At 39.3% G+C, this 15,220-nt stretch carries 12 protein-coding genes and 5 tRNA genes; all 17 read left to right on the plus strand.

Annotated features, from left to right (window positions below; translation table 11 throughout):
- The first annotated feature begins 57 nt into the window (after positions 1 to 57).
- The 17 genes from rpsU (at position 58) to rpoC (ending at position 15,144) form a co-directional block, all read left to right on the plus strand.
- Positions 58 to 252, plus strand: a complete 195-nt coding sequence (gene rpsU, locus ABVM50_RS07880) for a 30S ribosomal protein S21 (RefSeq protein ID WP_141877084.1) — start codon at positions 58 to 60, stop codon at positions 250 to 252.
- Between the two features lie 88 nt (positions 253 to 340).
- On the plus strand, positions 341 to 1,231 hold the full coding sequence (locus ABVM50_RS07885) for a tyrosine-type recombinase/integrase (protein WP_405198082.1): 891 nt from the start codon (positions 341 to 343) through the stop codon (positions 1,229 to 1,231).
- A gap of 37 nt (positions 1,232 to 1,268) precedes the next feature.
- Positions 1,269 to 1,571, plus strand: coding sequence for a ribosome hibernation-promoting factor, HPF/YfiA family (gene hpf, locus ABVM50_RS07890; protein WP_141877086.1), 303 nt, complete (start codon positions 1,269 to 1,271; stop codon positions 1,569 to 1,571).
- 103 nt (positions 1,572 to 1,674) lie between these two features.
- Positions 1,675 to 1,748: transfer RNA gene (locus tag ABVM50_RS07895), tRNA-Thr, on the plus strand.
- Positions 1,749 to 1,951: 203 nt separating this feature from the next.
- A tRNA-Tyr gene (locus tag ABVM50_RS07900) sits at positions 1,952 to 2,033 on the plus strand.
- Positions 2,034 to 2,170: 137 nt separating this feature from the next.
- Positions 2,171 to 2,243: transfer RNA gene (locus ABVM50_RS07905), tRNA-Gly, on the plus strand.
- 156 nt (positions 2,244 to 2,399) lie between these two features.
- Positions 2,400 to 2,471: transfer RNA gene (locus ABVM50_RS07910), tRNA-Thr, on the plus strand.
- Positions 2,472 to 2,528: 57 nt separating this feature from the next.
- Positions 2,529 to 3,716, plus strand: coding sequence for an elongation factor Tu (gene tuf, locus ABVM50_RS07915; protein ID WP_141877087.1), 1,188 nt, complete (start codon positions 2,529 to 2,531; stop codon positions 3,714 to 3,716).
- Between the two features lie 58 nt (positions 3,717 to 3,774).
- Positions 3,775 to 3,847, plus strand: a tRNA-Trp gene (locus tag ABVM50_RS07920).
- 18 nt (positions 3,848 to 3,865) lie between these two features.
- On the plus strand, positions 3,866 to 4,063 hold the full coding sequence (gene secE, locus ABVM50_RS07925) for a preprotein translocase subunit SecE (protein WP_026915412.1): 198 nt from the start codon (positions 3,866 to 3,868) through the stop codon (positions 4,061 to 4,063).
- Positions 4,064 to 4,075: 12 nt separating this feature from the next.
- A complete protein-coding gene (nusG, locus tag ABVM50_RS07930; protein WP_141877088.1) occupies positions 4,076 to 4,627 on the plus strand; it encodes a transcription termination/antitermination protein NusG in 552 nt (183 codons plus the stop codon).
- Positions 4,628 to 4,703: 76 nt separating this feature from the next.
- Complete coding sequence (gene rplK / locus ABVM50_RS07935; protein ID WP_026915414.1) at positions 4,704 to 5,141, plus strand: 50S ribosomal protein L11; 438 nt, start codon at positions 4,704 to 4,706, stop codon at positions 5,139 to 5,141.
- A gap of 19 nt (positions 5,142 to 5,160) precedes the next feature.
- Positions 5,161 to 5,859, plus strand: coding sequence for a 50S ribosomal protein L1 (gene rplA, locus ABVM50_RS07940; RefSeq protein ID WP_141877089.1), 699 nt, complete (start codon positions 5,161 to 5,163; stop codon positions 5,857 to 5,859).
- Between the two features lie 9 nt (positions 5,860 to 5,868).
- Positions 5,869 to 6,390 (plus strand): 50S ribosomal protein L10, encoded by a 522-nt coding sequence (gene rplJ, locus ABVM50_RS07945; protein WP_141877090.1) that lies wholly within the window; start codon positions 5,869 to 5,871, stop codon positions 6,388 to 6,390.
- 56 nt (positions 6,391 to 6,446) lie between these two features.
- Positions 6,447 to 6,821 (plus strand): 50S ribosomal protein L7/L12, encoded by a 375-nt coding sequence (rplL, locus tag ABVM50_RS07950; protein ID WP_141877091.1) that lies wholly within the window; start codon positions 6,447 to 6,449, stop codon positions 6,819 to 6,821.
- A 136-nt stretch (positions 6,822 to 6,957) separates the two neighbouring features.
- Positions 6,958 to 10,770, plus strand: coding sequence for a DNA-directed RNA polymerase subunit beta (gene rpoB / locus ABVM50_RS07955; protein WP_141879179.1), 3,813 nt, complete (start codon positions 6,958 to 6,960; stop codon positions 10,768 to 10,770).
- A 72-nt stretch (positions 10,771 to 10,842) separates the two neighbouring features.
- Positions 10,843 to 15,144, plus strand: coding sequence for a DNA-directed RNA polymerase subunit beta' (rpoC, locus tag ABVM50_RS07960; protein ID WP_405198083.1), 4,302 nt, complete (start codon positions 10,843 to 10,845; stop codon positions 15,142 to 15,144).
- The last annotated feature ends 76 nt before the right edge of the window (positions 15,145 to 15,220 follow it).

The raw sequence follows: 15,220 nt of genomic DNA on the forward strand, positions 1-15,220 counted from the left end.
TTGAAATAAATGATTTATCTTTGCAGCCGATTCCAAAAGAGAGGAGGTTATGACACTATGTTAATTATACCAGTTAAAGACGGAGAAAATATAGATAGAGCTCTTAAGCGTTTCAAGCGAAAGTTCGACAAGACAGGAACTATGCGCCAGCTAAGAAGCCGCCAGCATTTTACGAAGCCATCTGTAGAGCGTAGAGCTCAGGTTCAAAAAGCGGAGTACATCCAGCATTTGAGAGACGCAGAAGATATCTAGAGATATCAACAGGCTTTTGTAAAGCTGAAAATTATAAGAACTGTTGCTAGTTTAAAGTTTACTAACTTTGACTATCAACAGTTTTTTTATGCCTTTTAAATCCTTCCTTGAGTATCTTCAGTTAGAGAAGAATTATGCCGAAACTACTATAAGAGCATATAAGGCAGATCTCACACAATTTCAGAAATTTATAAAACAGGAATTTTCCGAAGAAAAGATTGAGAAAATATCATACAACCAGGTTCGAAACTGGATCGTGGAGCTTTCAGATTCTGGTATTTCGAACCAAAGCATCAATCGGAAAATGTCTTCTCTCAAAGCCTACTATAAATTTCTTCTGAAAACTTCAGCGATAGAAAGCTCTCCACTCGCAAAACATCGATCCCTAAAAGCTGCAAAGAAAATCCAGGTTCCGTTCTCTGAAAAAGAGGTTGTCGCTGTACTGGAAGATTTCGATGATGATACTTTTGAAGGACTCCGCGACAAGTTGATGATAGAGCTATTTTATTCTACAGGGATAAGAAGGGCAGAATTGATCAATATTAAAGAACAGGATCTTGATCTAGGCAGTAATATGCTAAAAGTCCTGGGAAAAAGAAATAAGGAGCGTTATATCCCATTATTGAATCAGGTGGTTAGCACGGCAGAAAGGTATGTATCAGTTAAGCATTCTAATCCTTTACTGCGTGATTGTCCTTACTTGTTTGTTACCGCAAAGGGACACAAAAGCTATGAAAGCCTTGTTTATAGAATTATAAATAATTATTTTAGTAAGGTGTCTGGTAAGGTAAAAAAGAGTCCGCATATACTGCGTCACACTTTTGCCACACATTTATTGAACCAGGGGGCAAACATGAATGCTGTAAAAGAATTGCTGGGACATTCAAGTCTGGCATCTACGCAAGTTTACACGCATAATAGTATTGCTGAATTGAGTAAGATTCATAAGAATGCTCATCCCAGGAACAATAATAAGTAACCGCTCTTTTTTTTGTTTAATTAAATTCAACCTGATTATGAAAATGAATCTGCAGTCTGTGAACTTTAATGCTGATCCAAAGCTAATTGACTTCACTCAGAAAAAACTAGATAAGCTTGAAAATTATTTTGATAAAATTATCCACGCGGATGTATTCTTTAAAGTTGAAAATACCAGTGGTAAGGATAATAAGATAACCGAGATCTTATTAAGTATTCCCGGGGGTGAGCTCATGGTTAAAAAGACCTGTAATAAATTCGAAGCTTGTGTGGATGAATGTGTTAGTTCATTACAGAGACAGCTCATCAAGAAAAAAGAAAAAATGAGTACTCATGTTTAGGAGATTTTTTTTCTAATTATGTTTTGATAAAGAAATAATTTATATACATTTGCAGTCCGTTAGAAATAGCGGACTTTTTTATGCGGAATTTTAAGCATAAAAGGCCGATGTAGCTCAGCTGGCTAGAGCAGCTGATTTGTAATCAGCAGGTCGTGGGTTCGAGTCCCTCCATCGGCTCTTGAAATACTGAAAACACCGAAGTTTCTGGAGAACTTTCAAGTTTAAATCATTGCTGATGAATAGCTTGCAAAAAAATCTGACAGAAATTTTAAAAAATGCTTTGGATGGTGCTGTAAAATTACTTTAATTTGCAGCCGTTAAAAAAACCATTATAAGCTAAGCTGTTTCAGTAATGGTTCTATGAAATAGTGGTAATTATTGGGGAGATACTCAAGCGGCCAACGAGGGCAGACTGTAAATCTGCTGACTACGTCTTCGCAGGTTCGAATCCTGCTCTCCCCACAAAGATTTTAATTGAAGCTGTTGTCTAAAGCTTGCTTTTGAAAGACAGTAATTTTAAAATCGAAGTTCGGGGCCACCCGAACAGGAGCATCGAGCGAGGCGAGATAATCCTAAAGGTGAAAGTCTAAAATGGTAATGCGGGAGTAGCTCAGTTGGTAGAGCGTCAGCCTTCCAAGCTGAATGTCGCCGGTTCGAACCCGGTCTCCCGCTCTAAATTTAATTGAATCAGGATTTATCCGGTCACTAGAACCGACTTTTATCGGTTTACTCATTAAGAGTTAAAATGACTGAAGTACCTCGAGCCTGATCTTTTCCATAAGCCTGATAGGTTTATGGATATCGCTGTTTAAAACAGTCAATTGTCTGGCCGACGTAGCTCAGGGGTAGAGCGTTTCCTTGGTAAGGAAGAGGTCACGGGTTCAATTCCCGTCGTTGGCTCTAGTTTTGTATAAAATTGAACACTAATATATAACTAAGATTAAATAAGTATTAATTATGGCAAAGGAAACTTACGATCGTTCCAAACCGCACCTAAATATTGGTACAATTGGACACGTAGATCACGGAAAAACTACTTTAACTGCAGCTATTACTAAAGTAATGGCTGATGCTGGATATTCAGAAGCTAGTGCGTTTGATCAAATTGACAACGCTCCTGAAGAAAAGGAAAGAGGTATTACAATTAACTCTTCTCACGTTGAGTACTCAACAGCTAACCGTCACTACGCTCACGTTGACTGTCCTGGTCACGCCGATTACGTAAAGAACATGGTAACTGGTGCTGCTCAAATGGACGGTGCTATTCTTGTTGTGGCTGCGACTGATGGTCCTATGCCTCAAACTCGTGAGCACATCCTTCTTGGACGCCAGGTAGGTATTCCAAGAATCGTTGTATTCTTAAATAAAGTTGACCTTGTAGATGATGAGGAGCTTCTTGAACTAGTTGAAATGGAAGTAAGAGATCTTCTTTCTTTCTACGAGTATGATGGTGATAATGGTCCTGTAATTTCAGGTTCTGCACTTGGAGCACTAGAAGGAGATGAGAAATGGTCTAAGACTGTTCTTGATCTTATGGAAGCAGTTGATAGCTGGATTGAACTTCCAGAACGTGATGTTGATAAGCCTTTCTTGATGCCTATCGAAGATGTATTCTCTATTACAGGTCGTGGTACAGTAGCAACTGGACGTATCGAAACTGGTGTTGCAAACACTGGAGATCCTGTTGAGATCATTGGTATGGGAGCTGGAAAACTTACTTCTACTATTACTGGAGTTGAAATGTTCCGTAAGATTCTTGATAGAGGTGAAGCTGGTGATAACGTAGGTATCCTACTAAGAGGAATTGAGAAGTCTCAGATCTCTAGGGGTATGGTAATTACTAAGCCAGGATCTGTAACTCCACACGCTAAATTCAAAGCTGAGGTTTACATTCTTAAGAAAGAAGAAGGTGGACGTCACACTCCATTCCATAATAACTACCGTCCACAGTTCTACGTACGTACAACTGATGTAACAGGAACAATCAATCTTCCTGATGGTGTAGAAATGGTAATGCCAGGTGATAACCTTACTATTACTGTTGAACTTATTCAGCCAATCGCAATGAATACTGGTCTACGTTTCGCAATTCGTGAAGGTGGTAGAACTGTAGGTGCTGGACAGGTAACTGAAATTCTAGACTAAGAATTTTCAATATATAAAAAGGTATCCCGTGACAAGCGGGATACCTTCACTTATATTTACGGGTTTAGCTCAGTTGGTAGAGCACTGGTCTCCAAAACCAGGTGTCGGGAGTTCGAGCCTCTCAACCCGTGCAAATATTTTTTTAGAACATGGCAGGATTTGTTAATTACATTTCAGAATCATATAACGAGTTAAAAAACCACGTTACCTGGACAAGCTGGTCTGAAGCTCAGAGGCTAACAGTGATTGTTGCTGTATTCTCGATTGTTTTTTCATTGGCAATTTGGGGTGTTGATACGCTTTTTAGTGGAGCGATTGAGCAATACTTCGAATGGGTTAAATCTTAAAACAAAAGAGTAATGGCTGAAGCAAAGGAGAAAAAGTGGTATGTGGTTCGCGCTGTAAGTGGACAGGAAAATAAAGTTAAGGACTATATAGAGAAAGAAATTGCTCATATGGGTCTTGAAGATTTCGTGGACCAGGTTCTTGTGCCTACTGAAAAAGTAATACAAATTCGTAACGGGAAAAAAGTAAACAAAGAAAGAGTTTATTTTCCTGGTTACGTAATGATTCAAGCTAATATCAGCGGTGAGATTCCTCACATTATCAAAGGAATTAATGGCGTTATTGGATTTCTAGGTGAAACTAAAGGTGGAGACCCGGTGCCACTTAGAAAATCTGAAGTGAATAGAATGCTAGGAAAGGTAGATGAGCTATCTGTAAAAACAGACAATGTTGCAATTCCATTCACAATTGGAGAAACAATCAAAGTTATTGATGGTCCGTTTAACGGTTTCAACGGAACTGTTGAGAAGATCAACGAAGAAAAGCGTAAGCTTGAAGTAATGGTTAAGATTTTCGGAAGAAAAACTCCATTAGAGTTGAGTTATATGCAGGTAGAGAAAGTTTAAAAAATTACTGTTACATATATTTTTTGATAGTTTTTTCAGCTTCCACTCAATAAACTATCATTTAAAAATTTGAAAAATGGCAAAAGAAGTAAGTAAAGTTGTAAAACTACAAGTTCGCGGAGGTGCTGCTAACCCATCACCACCAGTTGGACCTGCTTTAGGTGCTGCCGGAGTGAACATCATGGAATTCTGTAAGCAATTCAATGGTAGAACTCAGGACAAGCAAGGAAAGGTACTTCCAGTAGCAATTACTGTTTATAAGGATAAGTCTTTTGATTTTGTGATCAAAACACCACCTGCAGCAGTACAATTGATGGAAGCGGCAAAGACTAAAAAAGGTTCAGGTGAGCCGAACAGAAAAAAAGTAGCTAGTGTTTCTTGGGATCAGGTTAAAGCGATTGCAGAAGACAAAATGCAGGATCTTAACGCATTTACTGTAGAATCTGCAATGAAAATGGTTGCCGGAACAGCTCGTTCGATGGGAATAACTGTAAAAGGTGAAGCACCGTTTTAATCCAAAAAGAAATTAGAAAATGGCAAAATTAACTAAAAAGCAAAAAGAAGCTCAGGGAAAGATCGAGAACGGTAAAACGTACACGGTTGCTGAAGCGTCTGCTTTGATAAAAGATGTTACCAACGCAAATTTCGATCCTTCTGTAGATTTAGCAGTTCGTTTGAATGTAGATCCACGTAAAGCTAACCAAATGGTTAGAGGTGTTGTAACTCTTCCGCATGGAACTGGTAAGGACGTTAAAGTTCTTGCGCTTGTTACTCCAGATAAAGAAGAGGAAGCAAAAGAAGCTGGTGCGGATTTCGTTGGATTAGATGAATACCTTGAGAAAATCAAAGGTGGTTGGACAGATGTTGATGTTATCATCACTATGCCTAGCGTTATGGGGAAACTTGGACCATTAGGACGTGTTCTAGGACCAAGAGGGCTTATGCCTAACCCAAAGACCGGTACGGTAACTATGGATATCGCTAAGGCAGTATCTGATGTGAAGGCTGGTAAGATCGACTTTAAAGTTGACAAAACAGGGATTGTACATGCTGCAATTGGAAAAGCGTCTTTCGATGCTGAGAAGATCGCAGGTAATGCAAGAGAATTATTAACTACGCTGGTAAAATTGAAGCCTCAGGCATCCAAAGGTCTTTATATAAAGAGTATTTATATGACTAGTACCATGAGCCCGAGTGTAGAGATAGATACTAAAAGGTTTACTGAGCAATAATTTACGATTATGACAAGAGAAGAAAAATCACAAGTTATAGAAGACTTAACTGCCCAGCTAGCCGGATTCCAAACTATCTATTTAGCTGACATTTCTGGCCTTGACGCTGGAAGTACTTCTAACTTACGTAGAGCTTGTTTCAAAGCAGACGTTAAGTTATCGGTAGTTAAAAATACGTTGCTTGCTAAAGCTATGGAGGCATCCGATAAAGATTTCGGAGAACTTCCTACAGTTTTAAAAGGTAACACATCAATACTGCTTTCAGAAACTGGAAATGCTCCAGCGAAAGTAATTAAGGATTTCAGAAAGAAATCTGATAAGCCTCTACTTAAAGGTGCTTTTGTTGAAGAAGCTATCTACGTAGGTGATGATTATCTTGAGACATTGGTTAACATCAAGTCTAAAGAAGAAGTTATCGGGGATATCATTGGATTACTTCAGTCTCCTGCTAAAAATGTTGTTTCTGCACTTAAATCGGGTGGTGGAAAGATCGCAGGAATCCTTAAGACCCTTTCAGAAAAGGAAGGATAATATAGTACGCACTTTTTAACAATTATAATTAAAGAACTTTTTAAAAACGATAGAAAATGGCAGATTTAAAAGATTTCGCAGAACAACTAGTTAACCTTACTGTAAAAGAAGTAAACGAGTTAGCTGATATTTTGAAAGAAGAATACGGTATCGAGCCTGCAGCTGCTGCTGTAGCTGTTGCTGGTGGTGCTGCTGCTGGTGGTGAAGAAGCTGAAGAGCAAACAGAATTTGACGTAATTCTTACAGCTCCAGGTGGATCTAAGCTTGCTGTAGTTAAGCTTGTAAAAGAACTTACAGGTCTTGGTCTTAAAGACGCTAAAGCATTAGTTGATGGTGCTCCAGCTCCAGTAAAAGAAGGAGTAGCTAAAGACGAAGCAGAAGCTCTAAAATCACAATTAGAAGAAGCAGGAGCTGAGGTTGAGCTTAAATAAGCTTAGCACAAGCAATATTATTTAGGTTTAGACCTCAGGAATTACTCCTGGAGGTCTAAACCATTTTGCGTATATAGAACTCAACGTTTAACAAGCGCACTATTTTTTATATAATAAATTATAATCCCGTCCATTGATGTTAGCAAAGCAAACTGAAAGATTGAGTTTCTCTTCTGTTAAGAACAAGCCTGCTTATCCGGACTTTCTGGATCTGCAGATTAAGTCTTTTCAGGACTTCTTTCAATTAGAGACAAAATCAGAAGCGCGGGGAAATGAAGGTCTTTACAACACCTTCCTAGAAAACTTCCCCATTACGGACACCCGTAATCAATTTGTACTAGAATTCTTAGATTATTTTGTGGACCCACCAAGATACTCCATCCAGGAATGTATCGAACGTGGATTGACCTACAGTGTACCACTTAAGGCTAGACTTAAATTATACTGTACCGACCCTGAACACGAAGATTTTGAAACAATCGTACAGGACGTATACTTGGGAACTATCCCATATATGACACCTAGTGGAACTTTCTGCATTAACGGTGCTGAACGAGTAGTAGTTTCTCAGCTACACCGTTCTCCAGGGGTTTTCTTTGGACAATCTTTCCATGCAAATGGAACAAAACTTTATTCTGCCCGTGTAATTCCTTTCAAAGGATCATGGATAGAATTTGCGACCGATATTAATAGCGTTATGTACGCTTATATTGACCGTAAGAAAAAATTACCTGTAACAACTCTTTTCCGTGCAATCGGGTTTGAGCGTGATAAGGATATCCTTGAAATCTTCGACCTTGCGGAAGAAGTGAAGGTGTCTAAAACAGGACTAAAAAAATACCTTGGTCGTAAATTAGCGGCTAGGGTACTTAATACATGGTACGAAGATTTCGTGGATGAAGATACTGGTGAAGTTGTTTCTATCGAGCGTAACGAAATTGTTCTTGACCGTGATACTGAACTTGAAAAAGATCACATAGAAGAAATTCTTGAAACCGGATCTAAAACTATCCTACTTCATAAGGAGGATAACCAGACTGGTGACTATGCGATTATTCACAATACATTACAAAAAGATCCTACTAACTCTGAAAAAGAGGCAGTAGAACATATTTACCGTCAGCTACGTAATGCTGAACCGCCAGATGAGGAAACTGCTCGTGGAATTATCGACAAGCTTTTCTTCTCAGATCAGCGTTACAGCCTTGGAGAAGTTGGTCGATATAGAATGAACAAAAAACTTGGTCTTGAAGTTGAAATGGATAAGCAAGTGCTTACCAAATTAGACATCATTACAATTGTAAAATATCTTATCGAGCTTATTAACTCTAAAGCTGAGATTGATGATATTGATCACTTATCTAACCGTCGTGTTAGAACTGTAGGTGAGCAATTATCTCAGCAGTTCGGTGTTGGTCTTGCACGTATGGCAAGAACAATTCGTGAGAGAATGAACGTTCGTGATAACGAGGTGTTTACTCCAATCGATTTGATTAATGCGAAGACATTATCTTCTGTGATCAACTCTTTCTTTGGAACAAACCAGTTATCTCAGTTCATGGACCAGACGAACCCTCTTGCAGAAATCACGCACAAGCGTAGACTTTCAGCATTAGGACCAGGTGGTTTATCAAGAGAAAGAGCAGGGTTTGAGGTACGTGATGTTCACTATACTCACTACGGAAGACTTTGTCCTATTGAAACTCCTGAGGGTCCAAACATTGGTCTTATTTCATCACTTTCGGTTTATGCTAAAGTAAACGGAATGGGATTCATCGAAACACCTTATAGAAGTGTTACTGATGGTAAGATAAATATTTCCGAAGAGCCTATTTACTTAAGTGCTGAAGAAGAAGAAGGTAAAAAGATTGCTCAGGCCAACATTCCATTAAAGGATGATGGTACTATAAATACAGATCGTGTAATTGCACGAATGGAAGGTGACTTCCCGGTTGTAGATCCAAATGAGATCCACTATACCGATGTTGCACCAAACCAGATATCCTCTATCTCTGCATCTCTAATTCCATTCTTGGAACATGATGATGCCAACCGTGCGTTGATGGGATCGAACATGATGCGTCAGGCTGTACCACTTTTAAGAACAGATTCTCCTATCGTTGGAACTGGACTTGAAAGACAGGTGGCAACAGACTCTCGTGTATTGATCAATGCCGAAGGTGAAGGAGAGGTTGAGTATGTTGATGCAAACAAAATTGTGATCAAGTACGATCGTACGGATGAAGCAAGAATGGTAAGTTTTGATGATGATTCAAAATCTTACAACCTTATCAAATTCCGTAAAACTAACCAGGGATCCTGTATCAACCTGAAACCAATCGTTAGTGTTGGGGACAGAGTTACTAAAGGACAGGTTCTTTGCCAGGGTTATGCAACCGAAGAAGGTGAGCTTGCTCTTGGTAGAAACATGAAGGTTGCTTTCATGCCTTGGAAAGGTTACAACTTTGAGGATGCGATCGTAATTTCAGAAAAAGTGGTAAGAGATGATATTTTCACCTCTATCCATATTGATGAGTACTCTCTTGAAGTTAGAGATACAAAACTGGGTAACGAAGAATTGACAAATGATATTCCTAATGTTTCTGAAGAGGCTACTAAAGACCTTGATGAGCACGGAATGATTAGAGTTGGTGCTGAGGTGAAGCCTGGTGACATTCTTATAGGTAAGATTACTCCTAAAGGAGAAAGTGATCCTACGCCAGAAGAAAAATTATTACGTGCGATCTTTGGTGACAAAGCTGGTGATGTAAAAGATGCTTCTCTTAAAGCTTCTCCATCGCTAAGTGGTGTTGTTATCAATAAGAAATTGTTCGCAAGAGCGATTAAGGACAAACGTAAGAGAGCTCAGGATAAAGAAGATGTTGCGGCATTAGAGAAAAAGTATGATGCTAAATTCGCTAATTTAAAAGCTGAACTTATAGAGAAGCTATTTGCCATTATTGGTGGAAAGACTGCTCAGGGAGTACAGAATGATCTTGGTGAAGAAGTAATGCCGAAAGGTAAGAAGTACACTCTTAAGATGCTTAACGCTGTAGACGATTATGCTCACTTAACTACGGGTACATGGACTACAGATGATCATCTTAATGAACTTGTAGCTGATCTTTTACATAATTATAAAATCAAGGAGAACGATCTTCAGGGTAACCTTAGAAGAGAGAAATTCACCATATCTGTTGGAGATGAACTTCCATCAGGAATTCTTAAACTGGCTAAAGTTTATATCGCTAAGAAGCGTAAACTTAAAGTAGGGGATAAGATGGCAGGACGTCACGGTAACAAAGGTATTGTTGCGAGAATCGTTCGTCAGGAAGATATGCCATTCCTTGAGGATGGAACACCAGTGGACATCGTGTTGAACCCACTTGGGGTACCATCGCGTATGAACATTGGACAGATTTACGAAACAGTTCTTGGATGGGCTGGACAGAAGAACGGGAAGAAGTACGCAACACCAATTTTTGATGGTGCTACTATTGAAGAGATCAATGATCTAACCGACAAAGCTGGAATACCTAGATATGGTCATACTTATCTTTATGATGGTGGAACCGGGGAAAGATTTGACCAGCGTGCAACCGTTGGTGTGATCTACATGCTTAAACTTGGTCATATGATCGACGATAAAATGCATGCTCGTTCTATTGGACCATACTCACTTATTACTCAGCAACCGCTTGGTGGTAAGGCACAATTTGGTGGTCAGAGATTTGGAGAGATGGAGGTTTGGGCTCTTGAAGCTTACGGAGCATCTAGTACTCTAAGAGAAATTCTAACAGTGAAGTCTGACGACGTTATTGGAAGAGCTAAGACTTACGAGGCTATTGTGAAGGGTGAGCCAATGCCGGAACCAGGATTGCCGGAATCTTTCAACGTACTTATGCACGAATTGAAAGGTCTAGGTTTGGATATTAAACTTGAAGAATAACATTCTGTTTTTACCGGGACGTTTCGGCGTCCCGTTTAAACTGAATATTCACAATAATTAGCAGCAGTTATTATGGCTAGAAATAATGATAAAAATACAGTACAGAGGTTTAACCAGATCTCTATAGGTTTAGCTTCTCCAGAGTCCATCCTTGCGGAATCTCGTGGTGAAGTTCTTAAGCCTGAAACGATCAATTACCGTACGCACAAACCAGAGCGTGACGGTTTGTTCTGTGAGCGTATTTTTGGTCCTGTAAAGGATTATGAGTGTGCCTGTGGAAAATACAAAAGAATCCGATACAAAGGAATCGTTTGTGACCGTTGTGGTGTGGAAGTTACAGAGAAAAAGGTTCGTAGAGATCGTGTAGGTCACATCAACCTTGTAGTACCTGTAGCACATATCTGGTATTTCCGTTCTTTACCTAACAAAATTGGTTATTTGCTAGGTCTGCCGTCTAAAAAACTTGACATGATCATCTACTACGAAAGATATGTAGTGATCCAGGCAGGTAATGCGACAGATGAAGAAGGGAAAGCTCTACAAAAAATGGACTTCCTTACTGAAGAAGAATATCTGAATATTTTAGATGAACTTCCTCAGGAGAACCAATACCTGGACGACAGCGATCCAAATAAATTTATCGCTAAAATGGGAGCTGAATGTCTAATCGAGATCCTTAAGAGAATCGATCTTGACGAGCTTTCCTATGAACTAAGACACAAAGCGAATAACGAAACTTCAAAACAACGTAAAACTGAAGCACTTAAACGTCTTCAGGTTGTGGAAGCTTTCCGTGATGCGAATAAGAACAGAGAGAACAATCCAGAGTGGATGATCATGAAAGTTGTGCCGGTAATTCCGCCAGAACTTAGACCTTTGGTGCCTCTTGACGGTGGTCGTTTTGCGACTTCAGATTTAAATGATCTTTACCGTCGTGTGATAATTCGTAACAATCGTTTGAAGAGATTAATGGAAATCAAAGCTCCTGAAGTGATCTTACGTAATGAAAAACGTATGCTTCAGGAATCTGTAGATTCATTATTCGATAATACAAGAAAATCTTCAGCAGTAAAAACTGATTCCAACCGTCCTCTTAAATCACTTTCAGATTCATTGAAAGGTAAGCAGGGACGTTTCCGTCAGAACTTACTTGGTAAGCGTGTGGATTATTCAGCACGTTCTGTAATCGTTGTAGGACCAGAACTTAAAATGTTTGAGTGTGGTCTTCCGAAGAATATGGCAGCTGAGCTTTACAAGCCTTTTATCATCAGAAAACTGATAGAAAGAGGTATTGTAAAAACAGTGAAGTCTGCGAAGAAAATCATAGACAAAAAAGAACCTGTAGTTTGGGATATTCTGGAAAATGTGCTTAAAGGGCATCCGGTACTATTAAACCGTGCTCCTACGCTTCACCGTCTGGGAATTCAGGCATTCCAGCCTAAACTTATTGAAGGTAAGGCAATTCAGCTTCACCCACTTGCATGTACTGCATTCAACGCCGATTTCGATGGTGACCAGATGGCAGTTCATTTACCACTTGGGCCTGAGGCTATTCTGGAAGCACAGTTATTAATGCTTGCTTCTCATAATATATTGAACCCTGCAAACGGTTCTCCAATTACGGTACCTTCTCAAGATATGGTCTTGGGTCTTTACTACATGACCAAACTTAAGATTGGTACGAAAGAGGAGCCGGTAAAAGGTGAAGGACTTACATTCTATTCTGCGGAAGAGCTAGTTATTGCTTACAACCAGAAGCGTGTAGACCTGAATGCAGGTATTAAGATTAGAACTAAGGATTTCAACGAAGAAGGTGAATTGGTTTACATGATCAAGGATACCACTGTTGGTAGAGTATTATTTAATGAAGCTGTTCCTGAAAAGGCCGGTTACATCAATGAAGTACTTACTAAAAAATCACTTCGTGAGATCATTGGTAATATTCTAAGAATTACTAGTGTTCCTGAAACTTCAGAATTTCTTGATGAGATTAAAGGTCTTGGATATGGATTCGCTTTCCGTGGTGGACTTTCCTTCAGTTTAGGTGATATTATTATCCCTGAAGAGAAGCAATCTATGATTGATGAAGCTAACGAGCAAGTTGAAGGCATTATAGGAAACTATAACATGGGTCTTATAACCAATAACGAACGTTATAATCAGGTAATTGATATCTGGACTTCTACCAACGCAGGTCTTACAGATCTTGCAATGAAGCGTATTCGTGAGGATAAGCAAGGGTTTAACTCTGTGTATATGATGCTTGATTCTGGTGCGCGTGGTTCGAAGGAACAGATTCGTCAGTTAACCGGTATGCGTGGATTGATGGCTAAGCCTAAGAAATCCAATTCTGGAGGTGGTGAAATTATTGAAAACCCGATTCTTTCTAACTTTAAGGAAGGTCTTTCAATTCTTGAATACTTTATCTCCACTCACGGTGCTCGTAAAGGTCTTGCCGATACAGCACTAAAAACTGCCGATGCTGGTTACTTAACTCGTCGTCTGGTAGATGTTTCACAGGATGTAATTGTTAATGAAGATGATTGTGGAACTTTAAGAGGTGTCGAAGTTAAGCCACTTAAGAAGAATGAAGAGATTGTAGAATCATTAGGAGAGAGAATCCTTGGACGTATTTCTCTACATGATGTTGTAAATCCTTCTACAGAAGAACTTATCGTTGGAACGAACGAAGAGATTACTGAAGAAATTGTAGCTAAGATCGAAGCTGCGCCAATCGAAGGTGTTGAAGTACGTTCGCCACTAACGTGTGAGGCGAAGAAAGGGATCTGTATCAAGTGTTACGGTAGAAACCTTGCAACTAACAAGATCGTACAAACAGGTGAAGCTGTTGGTGTTGTTGCTGCACAATCTATTGGAGAACCTGGTACACAGCTTACACTACGTACATTCCACGTTGGAGGTATTGCAGGTAACATTTCTGAAGACAATAAGCTTGAAGCAAGATTTGATGGTGTTGCAGAGATCGAAGATCTAAAAGTTGTTAAAGGTGAAGCCCCTGATGGTGGAACTGCAGACATCGTGATCTCTCGTACTGCTGAACTTAAGATTAAGGATAAGAAAACAGGTGTTGTATTAAGTAATAACAACATCCCTTACGGTTCTCAGATCAATATCGAGAATGGCGCCAAGGTAACTAAAGGTGATGTCATCTGTACCTGGGATCCATATAACGGTGTGATTATTTCTGAATTTGCCGGTAAAATCAAATACGAAAATGTAGACCAGGGTGTTACTTACCAGGTTGAGATTGATGAGCAGACAGGATTCCAGGAGAAAGTAATCTCTGAATCCAGAAACAAGAAATTGATCCCAACATTACACATCTTAGGGAAGAAGGATGAAGTGATTCGTTCTTATAACCTACCAGTAGGAGCTCACCTTATGGTGGACAATGCTGAAAAGATTGGTGTAGGTAAGATTTTGGTGAAGATTCCACGTAAATCATCTAAAGCAGGTGATATTACAGGAGGTCTTCCAAGAGTTACTGAACTTTTCGAAGCACGTAACCCATCTAATCCAGCTGTAGTATCTGAGATTGATGGTGTTGTTTCCTTCGGAAAGATTAAAAGAGGTAACCGTGAGATCATCGTAGAATCTAAACTTGGAGAGGTTAAGAAATATTTGGTTAAACTATCTAACCAGATCCTTGTACAGGAAAATGACTACGTGAGAGCGGGAATGCCACTTTCTGATGGATCTATTACTCCTGAAGATATCTTGAATATCAAAGGACCAAACGCGGTACAACAGTATCTTGTAAACGAAGTTCAGGAAGTTTACCGACTACAGGGTGTGAAAATTAATGATAAGCACTTTGAAGTTGTTGTAAGACAAATGATGCGTAAAGTAAGAATTGTTGATCCAGGTGATACGATCTTCCTTGAGAATCAACTAGTACATAAAGCTGATTTCATTGACGAAAACAATAAGTTATTCGGAATGAAAGTAGTAGAAGATGCTGGTGATTCAGAAAGACTAAAAGCTGGACAGATCATTACTCCACGAGATCTAAGAGATGAGAATTCAATTCTTAGAAGAGAGGATAAGAATCTTGCAACTGCAAGAGATGTGATCACTGCAACTGCTAATCCGGTACTTCAGGGTATTACGAGAGCATCACTACAGACTAAGTCGTTTATCTCGGCTGCTTCCTTCCAGGAAACAACTAAGGTGTTGAACGAAGCTGCAGTTAATGGTAAGATCGACAAACTTGAAGGATTGAAGGAAAATGTAATTGTTGGACATAGAATTCCAGCAGGTACAGGTATGAGAAAGTACGATAGTATTATCGTTGGTTCCAAAGAGGAATTTGACGAAATGCTTGAGAAGAAACAGGAAGTTAATTATAACTAATTCCCTGATAAGTTTATCTTAAAAGGCTCCGCTCACAGCGGGGCCTTTTTTATTTATACTCATCTTTGCAGCATGA

This window comes from Christiangramia sp. LLG6405-1 (assembly GCF_045055805.1).
GTDB lineage: Bacteria > Bacteroidota > Bacteroidia > Flavobacteriales > Flavobacteriaceae > Christiangramia.

Excerpts from the sequence above, each read along its gene's own strand:
- hpf (WP_141877086.1), top strand. The coding sequence starts at position 1,269 with ATGAAAATGAATCTGCAGTCTGTGAACTTTAATGCTGATCCAAAGCTA.
- rplJ (WP_141877090.1), top strand. The coding sequence starts at position 5,869 with ATGACAAGAGAAGAAAAATCACAAGTTATAGAAGACTTAACTGCCCAG.
- tuf (WP_141877087.1), top strand. The coding sequence starts at position 2,529 with ATGGCAAAGGAAACTTACGATCGTTCCAAACCGCACCTAAATATTGGT.
- ABVM50_RS07885 (WP_405198082.1), top strand. The coding sequence starts at position 341 with ATGCCTTTTAAATCCTTCCTTGAGTATCTTCAGTTAGAGAAGAATTAT.
- rpsU (WP_141877084.1), top strand. The coding sequence starts at position 58 with ATGTTAATTATACCAGTTAAAGACGGAGAAAATATAGATAGAGCTCTT.
- nusG (WP_141877088.1), top strand. The coding sequence starts at position 4,076 with ATGGCTGAAGCAAAGGAGAAAAAGTGGTATGTGGTTCGCGCTGTAAGT.
- rplA (WP_141877089.1), top strand. The coding sequence starts at position 5,161 with ATGGCAAAATTAACTAAAAAGCAAAAAGAAGCTCAGGGAAAGATCGAG.
- rplL (WP_141877091.1), top strand. The coding sequence starts at position 6,447 with ATGGCAGATTTAAAAGATTTCGCAGAACAACTAGTTAACCTTACTGTA.
- rpoC (WP_405198083.1), top strand. The coding sequence starts at position 10,843 with ATGGCTAGAAATAATGATAAAAATACAGTACAGAGGTTTAACCAGATC.
- rplK (WP_026915414.1), top strand. The coding sequence starts at position 4,704 with ATGGCAAAAGAAGTAAGTAAAGTTGTAAAACTACAAGTTCGCGGAGGT.
- rpoB (WP_141879179.1), top strand. The coding sequence starts at position 6,958 with ATGTTAGCAAAGCAAACTGAAAGATTGAGTTTCTCTTCTGTTAAGAAC.
- secE (WP_026915412.1), top strand. The coding sequence starts at position 3,866 with ATGGCAGGATTTGTTAATTACATTTCAGAATCATATAACGAGTTAAAA.